General features: G+C 41.2%; 13 protein-coding genes. 1 reads left to right on the top strand and 12 read right to left on the bottom strand.

The window, feature by feature from the left end:
- Positions 1–5: 5 nt before the first annotated feature.
- From PYW30_RS01030 to PYW30_RS00980, 11 genes are all read right to left on the bottom strand, one after another.
- Entirely contained in the window at positions 6–2,162 is a 2,157-nt protein-coding gene (locus PYW30_RS01030) for a penicillin-binding transpeptidase domain-containing protein (RefSeq protein ID WP_042217657.1), read from the bottom strand.
- Positions 2,163–2,288: 126 nt separating this feature from the next.
- On the bottom strand, positions 2,289–2,990 hold the full coding sequence (locus tag PYW30_RS01025) for a phosphoglycerate mutase (protein WP_003133801.1): 702 nt from the start codon (positions 2,988–2,990) through the stop codon (positions 2,289–2,291).
- A gap of 97 nt (positions 2,991–3,087) precedes the next feature.
- Positions 3,088–3,993, bottom strand: coding sequence for a LysR family transcriptional regulator (locus tag PYW30_RS01020; protein ID WP_003133799.1), 906 nt, complete (start codon positions 3,991–3,993; stop codon positions 3,088–3,090).
- Between the two features lie 171 nt (positions 3,994–4,164).
- The gene (locus tag PYW30_RS01015) at positions 4,165–4,452 is read right to left on the bottom strand and encodes a helix-turn-helix transcriptional regulator (RefSeq protein WP_003133798.1); all 288 of its coding nucleotides are present in this window, start codon (positions 4,450–4,452) and stop codon (positions 4,165–4,167) included.
- 98 nt (positions 4,453–4,550) lie between these two features.
- Positions 4,551–5,972 carry a dipeptidase PepV gene (gene pepV, locus PYW30_RS01010; RefSeq protein WP_042217659.1) on the bottom strand — a complete coding sequence of 474 codons (1,422 nt, stop codon included), beginning with the start codon at positions 5,970–5,972 and terminating at the stop codon, positions 4,551–4,553.
- A gap of 20 nt (positions 5,973–5,992) precedes the next feature.
- The gene (locus tag PYW30_RS01005) at positions 5,993–6,688 is read right to left on the bottom strand and encodes a methionine ABC transporter permease (RefSeq protein ID WP_003133796.1); all 696 of its coding nucleotides are present in this window, start codon (positions 6,686–6,688) and stop codon (positions 5,993–5,995) included.
- Positions 6,689–7,765 carry a methionine ABC transporter ATP-binding protein gene (locus PYW30_RS01000; protein WP_019299747.1) on the bottom strand — a complete coding sequence of 359 codons (1,077 nt, stop codon included), beginning with the start codon at positions 7,763–7,765 and terminating at the stop codon, positions 6,689–6,691. It abuts the gene before it with no gap.
- Between the two features lie 21 nt (positions 7,766–7,786).
- A complete protein-coding gene (locus tag PYW30_RS00995) occupies positions 7,787–8,638 on the bottom strand; it encodes a MetQ/NlpA family ABC transporter substrate-binding protein (RefSeq protein WP_042217662.1) in 852 nt (283 codons plus the stop codon).
- 539 nt (positions 8,639–9,177) lie between these two features.
- The gene (gene gla, locus PYW30_RS00990; protein ID WP_003133793.1) at positions 9,178–10,047 is read right to left on the bottom strand and encodes an aquaglyceroporin Gla; all 870 of its coding nucleotides are present in this window, start codon (positions 10,045–10,047) and stop codon (positions 9,178–9,180) included.
- Positions 10,048–10,295: 248 nt separating this feature from the next.
- Positions 10,296–10,958, bottom strand: coding sequence for a Crp/Fnr family transcriptional regulator (locus PYW30_RS00985; RefSeq protein ID WP_003133792.1), 663 nt, complete (start codon positions 10,956–10,958; stop codon positions 10,296–10,298).
- Positions 10,959–11,235: 277 nt separating this feature from the next.
- A complete protein-coding gene (locus tag PYW30_RS00980) occupies positions 11,236–11,442 on the bottom strand; it encodes a hypothetical protein (protein WP_003133790.1) in 207 nt (68 codons plus the stop codon).
- Positions 11,443–11,593: 151 nt separating this feature from the next.
- On the opposite strand from PYW30_RS00980, the gene PYW30_RS00975 reads away from it, so the two are divergent.
- Entirely contained in the window at positions 11,594–13,891 is a 2,298-nt protein-coding gene (locus tag PYW30_RS00975; protein ID WP_042217667.1) for a Xaa-Pro dipeptidyl-peptidase, read from the top strand.
- Positions 13,892–13,975: 84 nt separating this feature from the next.
- Here the strand turns inward: PYW30_RS00975 and PYW30_RS00970 are convergent, their stop codons facing one another.
- Positions 13,976–19,009, bottom strand: a complete 5,034-nt coding sequence (locus PYW30_RS00970) for a vWA domain-containing protein (RefSeq protein ID WP_042217669.1) — start codon at positions 19,007–19,009, stop codon at positions 13,976–13,978.
- Positions 19,010–19,062 lie beyond the last annotated feature (53 nt).

Raw genomic sequence — 19,062 nt, 5'->3', positions numbered from 1 at the left:
TTATTTTATTTAAAATGATACATAGAGTTATAGAGGTTAGTGATTTCACGTGTGATATTTTGACCAATCTTCGAGGTCACACCACCTTCTTTAACCGTCGTTTGCGGAACCATAACACCGATAGAAATTTGCGGATTTTCTGTTGGCGCATAAGCGACAACATTGTTTACTGTTACGGGCACGCTTGTGCCATCTGGAGCCACATAGGTTACCTCGGCAGTACCGGTTTTGGCAGAAATGGAAACTTGAGCGCCTTGTGAAGGACGCATGTAGTAACCTGTAGCACCGATTTGCCCGTTTACAAAGTCATTCCCGTGAACAACCTGATACATCCCGTTATGTAGGACATCCATATTTTCTGGGGTAATATTTACTTTGTCCATAATTTTAGGCGTGATATTTTTAACAAGTTTACCCATGCCACCTTCAGAGTTAGTTTCATAGATGCCCTCCACAATATGCGGTGCTAAACGTTCACCGTTATTGGCCAAAGTCATCCCGTATGTTGCAAGTTGCAAGGGTGTATAGGTATCAAACTGACCGAAAGATTCCATCAGCAAGTCAGAAACTGTTATTTTATTTGCATCTTTGATATAGCCTTGGGCTTCTCCAGGAATATCAAAGCCTGTTGATGTTCCCATTCCATAGGAAGCAAAGGACTCACGTAGCTTTTTGAAGGCCGCTACACGGTCCGTACCATCAACAGCCATATTAGGAACGTAAGGTTGTCCAAGCATCTTGAGTGCTATTTGAACCATATATGTATTGGATGAATACTCTAAGGCTTGAACAGCATTAATGGGAAGAATACCATTGGTAAACCATGATTCGATTAAACTTGACCCTGCTATCTGGATAGGCATATCATTGAGAACTTGATTGCCTGCAATGACATTGGCATTCCATCCTGCTGTCAGCGTTGCTGGCTTAACCACCGAACCAGGGACAAAAGCAGATTGGAAAGTACCATTAGTGTTGCTTTGCATTGCCCCGGTTTTTTCATCACGTTCAAGTCCTGACAAAGCTAAAACGGCACCCGTCTTAGAGTCCAACACAACAGCATAGGCGCCCTGCGAATAAGTTCCAAAACCATCCGCGATCATATTGTTCATTTCGTTTTCCAAAATCTTATCAACAGCATCTTGGAATTTCAAATCAATCGTAAGTTTGAGATTATCTCCCTTGCTCCCTTTTTGTTTCACTTCCGTTCCAGTGACATTCCCTTGCTTATCGGTCAATACGTTACTAATCGTATGTGTCCCTTGCAAGTACTGTTCATAGCCTTTTTCTAAAAAGGCAGTTCCGACACGGTCATTCCGTTGGAAACCTTCTTTAAGGTACTCGTCCAACATATCTTCCGGAATACCTTGTTTCTGCGTCGTTACCGTACCTAATATAGGTTTAAGAGCTGTATCTGCATATTTACGATTCCAGCTCGTCCCTACAGAAATACCCTGCAGCTCGCCCTCATGTTCTCCGATATAGGCTTGCTGTTCTGCTGTAAGGTTACTTGTTGTAATAATCGTCGTATTAAAGATGGTTGTTGAATTCATTTCTTTAAAGAGCTTGACCGCAAACATTTGCTGCTCATTAAAGTTAATATCCGCCTCGGTTACCTTACTGAGTTGGACATTATAAATTTCAGAACCCGAAAGCGCGTTCCCCTTCTCATCTGTTTTTTCTTCCTTGGTCAGACTTTTAGCAATTTTCTCAAGATTGTTGACATCAGCCAAGAAATAGTCCTTTTTATCGCGCTCGGTAATTTGTTTAAAATCATTATCTAAAGTTAAGATACCGGCAAGACGGTCCGCAATTTTACGCATGTCATCTGCTGTCGTATTTTGCCCGCGCGTGTACTCGATTGCTTCAACAGGTTCTGTCGTCGCTAAAGGAACACCTTTCGCGTCATAAATATTCCCACGCGGCGCACCTTGAACGATTTGTAGCGAGCCTGCGCCGCCTGCTTGTTTACTTTCATAAAAGCTCTGATTCATGATTTGCATATGGTACAGCTTACCAATCAGAACTAAAAAGAGAACCGTGATGACAAAAAAGAGAAGCTTAACGCGACCAGATGCCAACATGGTTGGGTTTTTCAATAACTTACGTGTTTTATCTTTTTTTCCGTTTAATTCGTTTCGTGTTTTTCTTTTCTCAGACATGGAACCCTATCCTAATTTTAACTCGTCATATTTATACCTAAACATTTTACCACAATAAGCTGTATTTTACCTTACATTTTTTAAAGAAAAGAAAAAACCTGCTTGAGGCAGGTTTTATCATATTATTTACGCTTGTTTTGGTGCAAGGTAGTATTCCTTAACAAGGTTCAAATTATCATCAAATTCGAACACGAGTGGTGGGAAGTTAGGGATTTCAACATCCATGATTTCATCATCTGAAAGTTGTTTGATATGTTTTACCAATGCGCGGATTGAGTTACCGTGCGCACCAACGAATACGTTTTTACCATCTTTCAATGCTGGAGCGATTTGATCTTCCCAGAATGGCAATGAACGTTCAAGTGTAACTTTGAGGTTTTCAGCATCAGGAATAAGGCTGTCTTCAAGGTTAGCATAACGACGGTCAGCGTGTGCTGAGTACTCATCGTCACGTGGCATTGCTGGTGGCAATACATCATATGAACGACGCCAGATGTGAACTTGCTCATCACCGTGTTTTGCAGCAGCGTCAGCTTTGTTCAAGCCAGTCAAACCACCGTAGTGACGTTCGTTCAAGCGCCAAGTTTTTACAACTGGTACCCAAAGTTGGTCAGAGTATTCAAGTGCATAGTTTGTAGTTTTGATCGCACGTTTCAATACAGAAGTATACGCGATATCAAATTCGATACCTGCAGCTTTGATGAGTTTACCTGCATCAATTGCTTGTTGTGTTCCGTTTTCTGAAAGGTCCACGTCAGCCCAACCTGTGAAAAGGTTAGCCAAGTTCCATTCTGATTCACCGTGACGTGCAAAAACTAATTTTACCATTATGTGAGTTCTCCTATGTTAAATGTTTTACAAAATTTGTATACTGCTCTATTTTACACTAATTTTCATATTTTTTCTAGCCTAGACTCTAGGGGGGCTAAAACTTATAATTCTCAAAATAAACTTCTAAACTGCGCTTGTAAGACTTGGCTGCATCTGTTAAAAGTTGCCCTTTTTGTTTAACCAAAATCAAGCTGTTTACATTATCGCCATCCATTGGAATAACCGTGACATTATGTACACTTTCCTTATCAATAAATCCTAAACCTGTCGCATAGGCATCTGTACGCTCTAAGATACCATTTAAGGTTGCGCGATCGGTCACATTATAAATAAATGTATTTTCAAAAGTTTCCACAAGATCTTCCGAGTAGTAAAGGAATTGTTCATTTTCTTGCGTAAAGCGTACGCGGTCCAAAGCTTTCAAATCACTCGTTTTGATACTTTTCTTACGCGTCAAAGGATGATTTTTACGCAAATAAATATGTGTTTGTGAAATAAAAAGTTCTTCATAATCTAGCTCCAGCTTATCCAGCATACGTAGGATACCGGAACGATTATGCTTATTCAAGTATACAACGCCAAGCTCACTATGCCCTTGAGCCACTTCTTGTAAAATATTATAAGTCGTTGATTCAAAGACACGGAAATTCTTGATTTCAGGATTTTTCTTTGAAAATTCAACACCCACAGGGGCAAGAAAATCATAGTGCTGGCTTGCAACTGAAAAATGCCGTTCTGCTTCTTTCGGCTTTGCGTATTTCGACTCAAAAGCTTCAAAATCTCGTAAAATCGCTTGCGCTTGCTCATAGAAACGTTCACCTTCAATCGTCAAGCTGGCTCCTGTGTTTGTCCGTTCAAAAATCTGGAAGTTAAGTTCTTGCTCCAAATCCTTCACCGCAATTGACATGGAAGGCTGACTCACAAAGAGCTGCTCACTCGCCTCACGAAAGGTTCCACTGTTAGCGATAGCCACAACATAACGAAGCTGTTTGATGTTCATTTTTGCACTCCTTGATATTTCTTTAGCCTTAATTAATAAATATTGTTTACGGGAACTCTTCTCGTTTTCCCTTTTCGCTTTCACTCTAGAAGTGAAACCTGCCACAACATTAAAAAAAGCCTATAGTTCAATTATACACTATTGACTAGGCTTTTTATTTTATTTTAGGACTCAGTTTGCTCTTTTTTCGACATCTGCACGTTTCCAAAGGACACATTGATATTTTTCACACCAGAAGACATCTTCTTCTTTTTTCTTCACGTGGCTAAGCTGAAAAGTAAAGAGGTCATCTACTTTAGTTCCCAGAATCTCCGCTAATTTAAAAGCAAGCAGAAGTTCGGGATCGTATTTATCATTTTCGATAGCATTGACGGTTTGTCGACTCACGTGAGCGATGCGCGCCAAATCTTCCTGAGAAAGTTTTTGAGCTTGTCTAAATTCACGAATTCTGTTTTCCATGCTTCCTCCTGATGTTTTTGTTAAATCTGTCTTGCTTTTACTATTTAATCATCTTTTGAAGCATTTTGCAATATTTTTTCCCTAAAAACCACTGATACCTAAGCGTTTTTCTCCTCTTTTACACAAACCAAACGATAAATGGCATCCGTATAGATTCCAATAGCTTTATAAAGTTCTTCAAGCTTTATATGCTCATCTGTTTGGTGCATAGTAAATGCAGAATCAGGGAAAAGAGCACCATAAGCTACGCCGCGTTTCATTAATCGCCCGTATGTTCCACCTCCGACTGTTTGTGGTGGACTGTCATCCCCCGTGTGTTCGCGATACGTACTCAAAAGCACTTGCACCAATGGATCTTCTGGCGCCAGATAGTGCGGTTGGTAGTTAATCAGAGCACTAATGCTTACTTTCTGAATAAAAGAAGCCAAATGCTTGGTAAGCCTTTCTTGGATATCCTGCTCTGTTAAACCTTTCGGATGACGGATATTGAGTGCAATCTTATTTTCTTGTCCAGTCTCTTCAAAGTGAAAGACAGATGGATTGACCGACAGTTTACCCATGTCCTCATCTTCATAAGCAATTCCGATACTCTTTCCTTCAAAATCTTTGTGAAGCTTAGGACCGGCCACTTCTAAAAACTTTTGTGCATCTGCTCCAAATTCATATGCGACAAGAAACTTGGCTAAGTATGTTGCCGCATTTTTTCCAATTTCTGGCGTGGAACTGTGTGCGGATTTCCCTTTAATTTGTAAGGAAGTTTTTGCCCCTGTTTTCGCAAATCTTCCTTCCAGCTTGTGATTCTTCAGGTATTTTTCAAAATCATTTTTCAAGTCAAGAGGACTCGTGATCAAAGCCTGAGCCTCTTCTGGCACACAGTTTTCTTGTTCTCCACTCCTAAAGTCATGAAGAATAAAGTTGCCGGCATTTTTAGGACCAAAGTGCAAATACTCGGTAAGATTACTTTTTTCACCATTCACTACCGGAAAGCGGGCATCTGGCGAGAAGCCAAAATCTGGCAATTGTACTTTAGGAAGGTAATAAGCCATATCCTTCCAACCACTCTCTTCATCTGTTCCAATAATAAAGTTTACTTTTTTATAGAAAGGCACGCCAGCTTCTTTCAAAATTTTTAGGGCATAATAGGTGGCCAGTGCAGGTCCTTTATTGTCCAGAACACCACGAGCGTACAACCGTCCCTCTCTAAGGGTTGGCTCATAAGGAGAATTTGTCCAGCCTTGACCTGCTGGAACAACATCAGCATGAACAAAAATCCCCAATGTTTCTTCTCCTTGACCATAATGTACTTCTCCCACATAATTCTCAAAATTTTCTGTTTTGAAACCATCTTTGTGGGCAATCTTTAGAAACTCCAGCATCGCAAGACTTGGTCCTGGACCAAAGGGAAATTCTCTGTTGGCCTCTTCATCATTTCGTTCAGAGTTTATTTTTAGTAATGCCATTAAGTCTTGTAAAAACGCCTCTTTACGTTTTTCTACTTCACCTTTAAAATCAATCGTCATGCACTATCCCCCAGTTTACATCATTTGTGTGTCACGCTCTTCGCCCATGTATCACCAATAACCTGAACCAAAAGAACCAAAATCAGGATAAGTAAGGTTGCCAAGAAGGTTACATCATTAGAAAAGCGATTGTACCCATATGCAATGGCCGTGTTTCCTAACCCTCCTGCCCCAATCGCTCCCGCCATAGCTGTTAAACCAATCAGGGAGATAATCGTAACGGTAGATACCCGAATCAAACTGCCGAGCTCCTCACGAAGATAGACTGTAAAGACGATATCCCAGAAATTAGCACCTACAGTCTGCGCTGCTTCAACCGTTCCTTTATTTACACTTTCTAAAGCCACTTGAACTTGACGTGCATAAAAAGGAAATACACCGAGAGTCAAAGGAACTAAAGCTGCTGTTGTTCCAATCTGTGTACCCACAATTTTTTGAGTGACAGGAGCAATAATAGCGAGTAAGACGATAAAGGGTACCGCACGGAAAATTGATGTAAACTTATCTAAAAAAGAGTAAAGCGCACGATGAGGCGTAATGCCTCCCTCGTTCGTCACAACAAGTGCGACACCAAATACCAAACCAAGAAGCCCACCAAAAAGGCCTGACCAAAAGACCATAAAGAGCGTTTCTATGATCGAAGTCACCCAACCTGTATCTCCGTGTAAACCTAGGGCTACAACATTTGGAAAATGTTCTGTAAACCATGCTGTCATCTATTTCACCTGCGCTTTCAATACTGTAAACTCAATATTTTGTCCTGCTAAATATTCTTTAGCAGCCCAACGATTTTCTTCTGTTCCTTTGAGAGACACGACTAAAGAACCAAAACGTGTATTTTGTAGAACCTCGACATTCCCATAGAAGATATTCGTTGAAACATCAAATTTGCGGGTAATTTCCGACATGGCTGGTTCTCCTGATTGATTGCCATAATAAGACAAATAGATCAGTTCTTCATCCTCTGCCAGAGCACTGAATGTATCATTTTCAGTCAATGAATGAATAAAACGAGAGACATTCGATGTTGTGTCGATGAATTGTTGTGTCAGCTGCTCCTGAGGATGGGCAAAGATTTCTAAAAGATTATTTTGCTCAATCACTTCACCATTTTGCATCACTGCAACTTTATTGGCGATTTCTTTCACGACATGCATTTCATGGGTGATTAAAACGATAGTGAGACCCAAACGTTTTTGGAGATCCTTCAGCAAGTCCAAAATTTGATTGGTTGTTTTGGGGTCCAAAGCAGATGTTCCTTCATCAGAAATCAAAATTTCTGGGTCGTTCGCTAAGGCACGCGCAATAGCCACACGTTGCTTTTGTCCGCCTGATAATTGGGCGGGGTATTTTTCTTCAAACTCTGATAAACTGACAAGATGGAGTAATTCACGAATTTTTTCTTCTTTCTGTTTATCAGATAAAGGGCTATGTAAAAGCGCAAACTCGATATTCTCAAAAACCGTTTTTTCATTAAGGAGATTGAAATGCTGGAAAATCATGCCAATTTTTTGACGTTCTTTACGTAGCTCTGCCGTCTTAATTTTAGCTTGATCTTTACCATCAGCTCCAGCCTTAAAAAGAACTTTGCCATTGACTTTCACCTCACCCGCACTTGGTTTTTGCAGAAGATTAATCGTACGGACAATCGTTGACTTTCCAGCACCGGAGTAGCCGATAATTCCAAAAATATCGCCTTTTTCGATGTGGATTGTTGTATCTTTGACTGCATCCACCTTATTTTTCTTGGTCTCATAGGAAACTCTGATATTATTTAATTCAATAATTGCCATCTTCTTCTCCATTATTTATGCTTATTTCAATTTCAAGTTCCAAGCAGGAATTGTTCCTTTTTCAGGGTACAATTTTGCAAATAATTCTTCTGTTTCTTTGGTTTGATACGCTTTAACGACATCTTTATAAAGTTGATTGTCTTTATCGTCTTTTCGAGCCACAATAATGTTAATCCATTGTTTCGAATTTTCATTTAAAGGCTCTGTTGCAATAACTTCTTTGTTTGTCAAACCTGCAGGAACAGAAAAGTCATTATTGACAACGGCTGCATCGACTGAAGACAAGGCTGATGCTGTTTGTGAGCCGTCCAATTCTTTGATGGTCAAATCTTTTGGATTTTCAGTAATATCTTTCACTGTTGCCAAGGCGCCAGCCTTTGTGTCTAACTTAATCAGGCCAGCACTTTCTAAAACATAAAGGGCGCGACTTTCGTTAGAGGTATCATTAGGTACCGCAATTGTTCCTTTATTCGGAATGTCCTTCACATCTGTATGTTTCTTCGAGTAAAGGCGAATTGGTGAAACTAAGATATCGCCAATAGGCTGTAAATCAGCATTGTTGGCCTCATTCCATTCTTTAAGGAAAGCGTAATGCTGGAATGCATTAATGTCTACATCGCCGTTAACTAATGCTGTATTGGGTTGGTTATAGTCCGTGAAGCGTACAAATTTGAGATTAATACCGTATTCATTTTTTGCCGTCTTCGCCACAGCATCCCAAATCTCAGTACTCTCCTTTGAACCTGACATAATACCGACCTTAACGGTTTTATCCTCAGCAACATCCTTCTTGAAGAATGAGAAGTAACCGATAAGTACGACAACGACAAGCGCTACAACAGCAATAATTTTATTTCTTGTTTTCTTTTTCATAATAAGTCTCCCCTTTATTGACAATAATAACAGTATAGTCAAAAGTAAAAAAAATAATCCGCCTCTATAAATAGAAACGAATTATCGTGGTACCATTCTAATTTCACGTAAAACACCAAAAAAAGATGTCTTAGGCCTTGCTAATTATCTTTGGTGACAAGCAAGACTGCCCCAAAAATAATGTGTTCAATAACGAGAACCACTCCGTTAACAGTTTATTTAGAAAGTAAACTCACTGTTACGCGATTTCTAGGCCATTTTCAAAGTTTCCGTTAGTCTTGCTCTCACTAGCTGCAAGCTCCCTGTGCTAACTTTCGCTTTTACTCTCCTAGTCTCTTTCTTTGCTTTTTGACTATGCATTTATTCTATCAAATTAATTTTCAGTTAGCTTTACAAATTTTTAATGTCCACTTTTAAAATAATAAAACCCTCATCCAAAGATGAGGGTTAATCAGTCATAATACGCTATTAACATTGTAGCTAAAGCCACGGACTGTTAAGCAGAAAGTTCTATTCGATCTTTCCTCAGCGTTTTAAGATTATAGATACATGATTTTGAACAAAGCGACAGCTGCAAGTGCTGCAAGGATAGGCGCTGTAACAGGTACCCATGAATACCACCATTTACTGTCCCCTTTGTTTTCACCTAAAATTGATTTTGGTAAAAGTGAGTGCAAGATACGTGGTCCAAGGTCACGTGCTGGGTTCAAACCAGGACCTGTAGGTCCTCCAAGTGAAGCAACCAATACGAGCACGAGGAATCCAAGAACAACGTGGCTGATTGCTGCAGATGATGCTGCACCTGATACTGATGCTGCGATTTGTCCAGTAACGTCAGCGCTTGTTACGTCCGCACCTTGTTGAGACGCGTAGTTTGTCATCCAGTTGATGGATTCCACACCACGATAAAGTTTTGTCAAGCCCATCGCCCCAAAGAAGAGAACAAATGATCCAACAAACTCGTTCAAGAAACCATTAACCAATGCGCCTGTATGTGTAGTGATTGTGCCATCATCAACGTTATCGATTGTTGAGAAGGTTCCTAAAATAGCATTTGGATTTTCCGTTTTAAGATAGTAAGGGCGGTAAACCATTACGACAATCAACTGACCAAACATTGCTCCAAGAAGTTGAGCAAGAATATAGAATGGTACTTGTGCCCAAGGGAAAAATCCTGATGCTGCAAGTCCAAGTGTAAAGGCTGGGTTGATTTGAGCTGTGACATTACCCAAAGCTACGGCTGGTAACATTACACCAAGTCCGTAACCCCAAGCGATAATCAACCAAGATTGACCAAAGGCTTTTGTACCTTTAAGTTCAACGTTCGCTACGGCACCATTACCCAAAATAAGCAAAAGGGCAGTACCAATAAATTCAGTGAGATATTTCACTGTCCATGAATAGTCCATGAATTCCTCCAAGTAATAAAAATTAATGACAAAATAAAAACGAGATTAACTAATGTTAAACTCTTTTGTTATACATAGACATTATAGCATGTTTTTTTTATTTTGGCTAAAAAGATGTGAATTCTTGAACAGAAAATTTGTCAGACAAGGTAAAAGGGGAAAAACCGCGCCATGTAAGCGATTGCTCTTGTGTTGCAGATTAAAAATTAACAATATTCTATAAAGAAAAAAGACTAAATATAGTCTTTTTAGCTAATATAATCCTCAAAATATTCTGAGTTGTAAACCATAATTCTGTTATCAATAATATCAATAATTTCTTCCGTTTTAAGATCTCGGATGATACGATTCACACTGTTGCGTGTTGATATGCCACAAAAGCCGGCAATGTCTTCATTTGTTACTGGAAAATCAATCAGAATACCGTTTCTTTTCTTTATCCCAAATTCGTTAATCAAGCTATTAATACAGGCACAAACTGCACCTTTTTTTCCATTGATTGTCATCTTTTGCAAGAGTTCTAAATTCATGGCTAACCTTCTTTGATAGAAATCATCAACGATGCGGAACAAGGTCAAGTCACTCCTTACCCACTTCCAAAATTCTTGACGTTGCACGCGATAAAAAATCGCTTCTTCTGACTCGACCCGTACATTGAAAAGAGCTGATATGCCATTTTCTTGCTTTTCTTCCAGCAAGGAAACAAAATCCGGTTCTGTTACATAAGCAATATTAAACTCACGTCCATCCCTCATAATATTGCTGATTTTAGCTACACCTTCTTTAAGTATATACACATAATCTGACTCAATGCCTTGATACATCACGTAACTATGCCGTCTTTGAGTCACAACATTTACTTCTTTTTCTTCCAGTAATCGCAGTAAATATTCTATAAATTCTTTTGTCATCTTCCTTTTTTATTCATCTACTCCTTTAATACAAGAGTTATTATACCACCATTTAAACTCGTTTATTAAAATAATGGCTTCAATTTTATATTAAGGTTTTTCTACACTCCTTACTTATTTTAAAAAAATGTACATACTTTGTCGCTAACATTTGTTACTCTTTGTCTGAGGCGAATTTTTTTCTAGCTCGCTTCGCTCCCTGCGTATTATCATTCTAATTTGCTAAAGCAAAAAGAATGATAATAAAAAACATGCGCTCTGGCATGCCTTTAACTTCTTATTCTTCCACTTGAGTGATTGTACGGACATGGAATGCAAACTTGCCATTGTCTGTGACCATAAAACCATTGTTATCAACAACATGCTGAATAGCTTGATCCATGCTGTCGAACTCTTTTATAATACTGTGTGAATTTGCTTCCCCCATAAAGTTTGGTGTTGCTTTTTCCTCATATGAAGAAATCCCACTGAATTTGAATTTCATAATTATTCTCCTCTCTGTTTTGTTCTTCTTTACTCTTTTATTATAGCACTCTTTTTCAATTTTTGCTCCATACCGTAAGTGAGATGCCAAAGCAGCAAAGCTTCTTTTCTGATATAATGGCTATAATAGTGTATCGAAAGGAAGATATTGCATGAAATTTAATCACTTTTCCATCGTTGAAAAAACCTTTGATGAACAGTTAATTGAGCTGGATCATCTCGGCTTTACTTGGTCTGTTTTTTGGGAAGAAAAGAAAATCCTCAAAAACTTTTTAATGGTTGCACCTGTAGACAGTGAAAGCATTCAAGCAACACCCACAGCCTCTTTCCATGAATTCCTAAGCTCAGAACAAGCGCTCACATGGAATATCTTTTGGACGGTAAGTTTGCAATTACTGGGTTTTGTGCCAAATTTTGAGTTTCAAGTGGACCAAGCAAAAGAATTTGCACAATCTGTGAATCTGCCCATGGTGGATGAGGAAGCACTGAACAGTGAAAACCTCATCAGTGCGCTTTATCTCCTCCTTTGTAGCCGTCGTAAAAACGGAATGACACTGGTGGAACACTGGGTATCTGAAGGTCTGCTTCCTGTGAGTAACACCTACCACTTTTTCAATGACAAATCGCTTGCGACTTTTGACACTGCAAACCTGATCCGTGAAACAGTCTGGGTCGAATCTAAAGTCGATACTTATCATACTGGAAAAAATGATTTGATTAAAGTTCAGATTATTCGTCCCGTGTTTGAGGGCCAATTGCCTACGGTTATGACTGCAAGCCCTTACCATCTGGGGATAAATGAAATCGCCAATGACAAGCAATTGCATGACATGAATGTACCTTTAGAAGAAAAAGCTCCTGGAAAAATCAGCGTGACAACGCAGCTTCCTGCTCTTCCAAATTACGAGAAAGAGCCTGCTCTAGAAGCCACTCCTGAAACACCCACTCAAAAGTTCACACACGGTTGGACTTATTCGCTGAATGATTATTTCTTAGCGCGTGGTTTTGCTTCACTTTATGTGGCTGGTGTCGGAACTTTAGATTCTGATGGTTTCCAAACTTCAGGCGATTACCAACAAATTTATAGTATGACTGCTGCGATTGACTGGCTCAATGGTCGAGCGCGTGCTTTCAGCTCCCGCAAGAGAACCCAAGAAGTTACTGCTGATTGGGCCAATGGGAAAGTTGCGATGACGGGTAAATCCTACCTGGGTACAATGGCTTATGGCGCCGCAACGACCGGTATTGATGGTCTAGAAGTTATCTTAGCTGAAGCCGGTATCACCTCTTGGTACTCTTATTACCGTGAAAATGGTTTGGTGCGCTCTCCAGGTGGTTATCCAGGGGAAGACTTAGATGTTTTGGCGGCACTGACTTATTCACGTAATCTACAAGGCGCTGATTTCCTCGCGCACAATACGCAGTACGAAGCTCATCTTTCTCAAATGCTTGATGCTCTTGAGCGTTCAACGGGCGATTACAATCAATATTGGCACGACAGAAATTATTTACCTCATGCAAAAAACACCAAGGCAGACGTTCTGATTGTGCATGGTTTACAAGATTGGAATGTCACACCAGATCAAGCCTACCATTTTTGGCAAGCCCTGCCCAAAGAAACCGTCAAACACGCCTTCCTCCATCGCGGCGCTCATATTTATATGAACAATTGGCAGTCCATCGACTTTAGCGAAACCATCAACAGTTATTTCACCGCTAAACTCTTAGACCGCAAGCTGACTCTCAACTTGCCTCCTCTTGTTTTACAAGAAAATGGCAAAGCTCAAAGTTGGACAGGTGTAGCCGACTGGGGCAGTGCAGAAACGGTCAAATTGCCGCTCGGCAAAACAGCTGCTTCTATCCTAAAATTTGACAATCATTACGCTGAAGAGACCTTTAATGCTTACAGTAAAGATTTCCATACTTTCAAAAAGGACTTGTATGAAGGTAAGGCCCAAGCAGCTGTGGTCGACTTAGAAGTACCGGAAGACCTGATAGTGAATGGTCAAATCGAACTGACCCTCAAAATCAAAGTCAATGACAGTAAGGCCCTTCTTTCTGCACAACTTCTTGACTTTGGAAGCAAGAAACGTCTCTCAGAAAATGCGCAAACTCTGGACTTGAAAGCTCTAGACCGAGGCCGTAACTTTATGCTGGAAAATCTAATGGAAATTCCTTTGGTAGATAGCCCTTATCAACTTATGACCAAAGGTTTCCTCAATCTGCAAAACCGTGAAGACTTACGCACCATAAGCCCAATCGTAGAAAATGAATGGCTGACCGTAAACCTTAAACTTCAGCCGACACTTCACCAGCTAGAAAAAGGGGACAAACTCCGCCTCTTACTTTACAGTACAGACTTTGAACATACCGTACGTGATAACCGTGAGGTGACTTATGAAGTCGATCTTGGCTCTTCTAAGATTATCTTCCCAGTAAACGATAAATAAGCTGACAAAGCAAAAACAAGCAGTAGATTAAAGATCCACTGCTTGTTTTTTTATTTTCGGAAAGGCTTTACTTTAAAGTCTTTCTTAAATTTTACTCTTTTTCTTCTTGTACAATATAAATCCTGCCGCAAGAAGGAAGATTAAACCACAAGCGAAGAGCCCTAGACCCAAGTTATCTCCGACAATCGGAAGACGTGGTTTGAGTTCATTTTCACCTTGTTGTTTATGGTTAATCATATTACCGGCAGAGAAGAGGACTTGTCCGCCTACTCCTGCGGTTACTCGGACTTGACGCGGCGTAGTGCCTAAGACAAAGCCGGCTGGTGCTTGTATTTCGATAAAACGATAGTAACCGTCTTTTTCAACATCAAGCTGGACAAGGCCATCTTCGCCAGAAGTTATGCCTTCTGGTTTTGAGACAGTTTCCCATGGCCCAGTTCTATTTTCGCTGAATTCAACTTTAAAGACTGCCCCTGCTAAATCGTGACTGTCCGCATCTGTCTTACGCAGTTGAAGAGTTGCGATTGGTCGGTTGACCATATCTCCAGCAAAGAAGGTTGTTTCCCCTGTTTCTCCTGCGTTGACATGGACTTGACGTGGGGTGCTGTCTAAGACAAAACCGCCTGGTGCTTGTGTTTCGATAAAACGATAGTAACCGTCTTTGCCGACATTTTTTTCAACAATACCATCGGCTTCCGTTGTCAAACCTTCGGCAATAGTTTCCCACGGGCCGTCTTCACTCTCGCTGAATTCGATTTTGAAGATAGCGTCTGGTAAGTCTTGGGCCTCTACATTTGTCTTATGCAACTTGATACGTGCGAAAAGAGTGTTCTCCATCTCACCAAAGTCAATCGGACCTCCCTGCCCATCAGTAACTGTTATTTCTTGACTGTAAGGATTATCTGCTAGCTCATAACCTGGTGCTGGCTGCGTTTCGTGGAAACGATATTGCCCCGGTTCTGTGACAACATATTGGACTAAACCATCCGTTTGTTGCCCTGACTCAAGACCTGCAACAAGCACTCGCCACTCACCTGAATCCCCTATTGAGGTATCAAAAACTTCCAGATCGAACTTCGCCTCATTGACAAGGCGGTCGTATTGGTCAATCTTGGTCAACTGCAGGGGATAAACTGGCGGAATTGGTGGTGTAATAGGCCTGTTCAAGTAGCTATTATACATGTTAACCACAACGTCACTATTGCCGATGCTTCCTGGGATAGAGAAATGATACTCGATGGGATTTCCCGTCCCAAATTGCATTGCCCCATCAATATTAGCTGTACCTATATGATCCCAACCCTCAATCTCAAAGTTAGATTCTGTGATGGTATAAAAACCTGGTGTCAGCCCCTCTAAATGAAGTGTATTTTGGTTAAGAATATCTGCCTTGGTTAACTCTCCTACTCTTTCACCAGTCGCATCGTTAGTCACGACAATACGGAAATCCTCTGGAATAAGATCAAGCGGGATATTTTCAAAAGTTTTGGTTAAATCCAAAGTGCCCAACTTTTGATAGAAGTTATCAAATCTAAAGCTCACATCATCAGCTGCTCCAATCGTCACGTCTACCGGTTCTAATCCTTGGCCGTTATCTGCGTTAGCTGGATTTCCTGCAGCACCCAGCTGGCGATAAGCCCATACGCTGTTCGAGAGGATATAGCCTGCGTCTTTCACATTATCCGCATTGAGTTCGCTGATTCTATAAGTCCCTTCGGCTACACCAATGAAGGATGTTCCTGCGATAGCATCTGCTAAGCTCACTTTTGTTTCATAGTGTCCGTCTTGATTGAGTGTCCAGAGATTTCCAGTGTCCGGTTGTGGGTTGCCATCTCCAAGATACTCGATAAGAATTTCAAAGTCTGCCGGATAAGTTCCCTCTGGCAAGCCATGGAAGAATTTCATGATACGTAAAGAGGGTGAGGCAAGCTGAGGTTGCACATAAACATTGACAAAGCTAGCTGTGCCTGTACCACCTGGCGTCACTGTAACGGTTTGATCAAATCCTCCCGGCATATGTGTATAACCCGGGTCACTCGTTTCAATATCTCCACCTTCTTCTTTTATCGTATATACACCTGCTGGAAGGTCCTCTGGCAAGTCAAAGTACCATTTCCCGTTTTCCAAATGGAAATCATCTGGGTTAAATGTAACTGTATGTGTAAAATTATTTGGACCCGTGATGGTAAAGGTCAATGCGCGGAGTATAACGTTAGCAGGTATACCACCGTCAGGATTCACTCGGTCGCCATTTTCATCAAGGAAGATGAATTCTTTTTCCAGTCTGATTTGCCCTTTATACTTCAAGGCAAATGTACCGTTATTCCCCAAGAGATTGGTCACGATACGTTCATCTGGTTCGCCTGTTGGATCAGCTTCTACGATTTGTTTGCTGACATAGGGTTTTGTCCCTGTAAGGTTTTCTGTTTTCGCCACCATTCTTGCACCGTCAAGGCGATAAAAAGGATTTTCACTCGACGGTTCAAATGTTGCAAAAGAGCTGTTGGCCTCATTATCCCAGTAGTTGGAGAAGAAGTTTGTTGGCACATTTACGCCCGCTCTAAAGTCTTCTTCTAACCTGGCTTCATCTAAACCAACATTAAATCTTGCACGGATAGGTGAAGTGTTACCAGTGATGCTGAGTATACCATCCTCTGTTTGCCGAACGGTACGTTCAGGGATGAGATTGGCAGGAATGCTCCAATGTACAAACTGATCCTTGGCTTCGAGTTCTCTGTATCCTGAAGGATGTTGGACTGAGCCATAGTCTGAGTCAAGAGTAACTGCCTCTGCTTCTAGAGCAGGATCAACACCAAGATATCTGCCTTGATTATCGGAGTAATAAGTAATCACATTCTCTGGACGATTATCTAGTATAGTTCCTGCTGTGGCATTATCAATAAAGTTAGCGGAAGTGCCAGGTTGACGGATTTGAGTTGTTAATGTTTTGATAAATTCGTCACGGTGTGCATCAACATTTGCCAGATTATAGGTAAATGTTCCGCCATTTGGTGCCGGGAACACAATGTTCGTCAGACCGTCAAAGATCATGTATTTGCCCAAAACATCTGAGAAATCAAGTGTGCCTGAACCTAAGTCTGTCCCATCACCATTGCCATCAAAGATTGAACTGTTGCCTGTATCTTGAATACTGTTGGTAATCGAGATAAAAGCATTGCGCAAAGTCTGTAGGTCATCAGCCTTGAAAAACTCATCCGCATAGGGGATATCTGCTGCTTCAAGTGTTACAGGAGCGTTATTTCTGATGTTAACCGTATTTCTCCATTGATAATCGTTCCAAGATTGTCTAAAGAGTGCAGAGAAGTTACCTGTTGAGCCATTAGCAATAAAGTTATTAAAGAGGGTTGTCATGGTTGGTGTAGCTGCAGTTGGGGCACCCGGGAGTTGCGGCATACCTGTGGATGCCCAGATATTAGGACCAACCTTATTTGTATTATCTGGGAGAGGGTTCAAAGTTGCGCTAATCAAGTTTTGAGCAGCTTCAGTTTGTTTCCCTAAGGAAATGCTAAAGAAACCGACATCTGGCGCAGGTTGATCCTCTGCAGTACCTCCAACTTCTCCACCGGGGAAGTAATGTTCAAGGACTGTTTTGCCACGATATGCGGCGGTCAAGGCAGTCATTACAGCGAGGCCTTGCTCTCCGTTGTTTCCATTTCCATAAAATTCACCAGGTGCTTCAAGGAGATTCCCATTTGGACCAACCTCAACTGGAGTTAAAGCGTCAAAGGCGAAGTCTGGACGCCCCATAGTGGGCTCACCATCTGTCATCAGGATGAGGTTAGGACGACGTGTGACCTTTACTGGAGGTAATGCCCCTCCATTCTCATCTGTCACAGGAACTTCAACTTCTTGGTCAGTGACACTTTCCAGAATACGGCTGGCTTCGCGAATCCCCCACTGCGTGGGTGTTGAGCCGTTTACAGCAAAGTTTTGTACTTGAGCTTGAGGGTTTGAACCTGCCACCCCTGAACCTGCTACAGCCGTTGCCACAACATTGACTTGGGTGTTCCCTGCCATAATGAAGAAGGCACCATTGTTGGAACTGTAACGTCCAAGAGTCAAAATATTTTCGACCCGTGCATGACCACCTGTATGGCCACCGTAAGCTACAACGGCTACACGGTTGAGCGGATTGGCCTCTTGTAAGATACTGATGGCTTCATTTAGCGCATCAACGAGAAGGGCGATACGTGAACGTTCTCCCCCATCCGTCCCCGTCATACTTCCCGAAACATCGATTGTAAAGACAGTATCCGCAGGGATCTGATAACCTGCGCGTATCGGTGCACTTTGTGCTAAGGCTGAAAGTGTTACCTCAAACTGGTCATCTGCTAAAATTCCTAAATCATGACGGACGGTTTTGTCTGTCCAGATACGCCCATCATGAGCTCCGGGAACATCAGAGAAACCCATGTCTACCACGCTGTCTGTGTTAGGATCTGACACTTTACTGTTGCTGACGAAGTCCCAAGGAACACCATTAGCCAAAGGTTGTGTCGTTGCAAAGGGTAAACCACGTTCCTTATCTGTGATATTTCCTACTTGTTTCTTAGCCTCTACTTTTCCTTCTTCAGATCTTGTTTCTGCTTCCTTATCTGATGCTTTATCATCAGCTGTAGCTTTTTCTTTGTCTGTTTCTTCAAGCTTAATCGGAAGAGTAAACACTTGGTCACCAAGAGTGACTGCGATCTCTTTTCCATTGACTAAAGAGTTTTTCACAACTTGAAGTTTCAGAGTGAAGGTCCCCTCACTCTTCTGCGATAAGCTTAAAAGCACCTTATTGTCTTCCAACTTATAGTGACCTTCTGTGAGGCCCAAAAGTTCTTTTTCAGTCCTTACGTTCTTAAATTCTGCGCCTTTCAGAACGATAGCTTCAGGTTGATTACTTTCGGAAGTTTCCTTTTCAACCTTTCCTTCTACAATAACCGTCTGGAGATCCTTTTCATCTTCCCACTGCACATTACTCAAAGTCGTTCGACTGTGCTTTTCTTCCTTGTCGATGGTTTCTGCGATAACTAATGCTGGTAGCAACGCCTGAACCACAAGTGAGGCAATCATAAGCAAACGTACGACTTTGTAGGGTATTTTACTTTTCATCCAACTTTACTCCTTCTTACTTAATATTTTTCAACACTTCGAGGTTGAATTTA

Source organism: Lactococcus garvieae subsp. garvieae (assembly GCF_029024465.1).
GTDB classification, from domain to species: Bacteria; Bacillota; Bacilli; order Lactobacillales; family Streptococcaceae; genus Lactococcus; species Lactococcus garvieae.
Note: the sequence above shows the minus strand (reverse complement) of the source record. Positions and strands in the feature narration are given on the sequence as shown.

What these genes read in the sequence shown, in the direction of transcription:
- PYW30_RS01030 (WP_042217657.1), bottom strand. Translation starts at nt 2,162, where the DNA reads ATGTCTGAGAAAAGAAAAACACGAAACGAATTAAACGGAAAAAAAGAT.
- PYW30_RS01025 (WP_003133801.1), bottom strand. Translation starts at nt 2,990, where the DNA reads ATGGTAAAATTAGTTTTTGCACGTCACGGTGAATCAGAATGGAACTTG.
- PYW30_RS01020 (WP_003133799.1), bottom strand. Translation starts at nt 3,993, where the DNA reads ATGAACATCAAACAGCTTCGTTATGTTGTGGCTATCGCTAACAGTGGA.
- PYW30_RS01015 (WP_003133798.1), bottom strand. Translation starts at nt 4,452, where the DNA reads ATGGAAAACAGAATTCGTGAATTTAGACAAGCTCAAAAACTTTCTCAG.
- pepV (WP_042217659.1), bottom strand. Translation starts at nt 5,972, where the DNA reads ATGACGATTGATTTTAAAGGTGAAGTAGAAAAACGTAAAGAGGCGTTT.
- PYW30_RS01005 (WP_003133796.1), bottom strand. Translation starts at nt 6,688, where the DNA reads ATGACAGCATGGTTTACAGAACATTTTCCAAATGTTGTAGCCCTAGGT.
- PYW30_RS01000 (WP_019299747.1), bottom strand. Translation starts at nt 7,765, where the DNA reads ATGGCAATTATTGAATTAAATAATATCAGAGTTTCCTATGAGACCAAG.
- PYW30_RS00995 (WP_042217662.1), bottom strand. Translation starts at nt 8,638, where the DNA reads ATGAAAAAGAAAACAAGAAATAAAATTATTGCTGTTGTAGCGCTTGTC.
- gla (WP_003133793.1), bottom strand. Translation starts at nt 10,047, where the DNA reads ATGGACTATTCATGGACAGTGAAATATCTCACTGAATTTATTGGTACT.
- PYW30_RS00985 (WP_003133792.1), bottom strand. Translation starts at nt 10,958, where the DNA reads ATGACAAAAGAATTTATAGAATATTTACTGCGATTACTGGAAGAAAAA.
- PYW30_RS00980 (WP_003133790.1), bottom strand. Translation starts at nt 11,442, where the DNA reads ATGAAATTCAAATTCAGTGGGATTTCTTCATATGAGGAAAAAGCAACA.
- PYW30_RS00975 (WP_042217667.1), top strand. Translation starts at nt 11,594, where the DNA reads ATGAAATTTAATCACTTTTCCATCGTTGAAAAAACCTTTGATGAACAG.
- PYW30_RS00970 (WP_042217669.1), bottom strand. Translation starts at nt 19,009, where the DNA reads ATGAAAAGTAAAATACCCTACAAAGTCGTACGTTTGCTTATGATTGCC.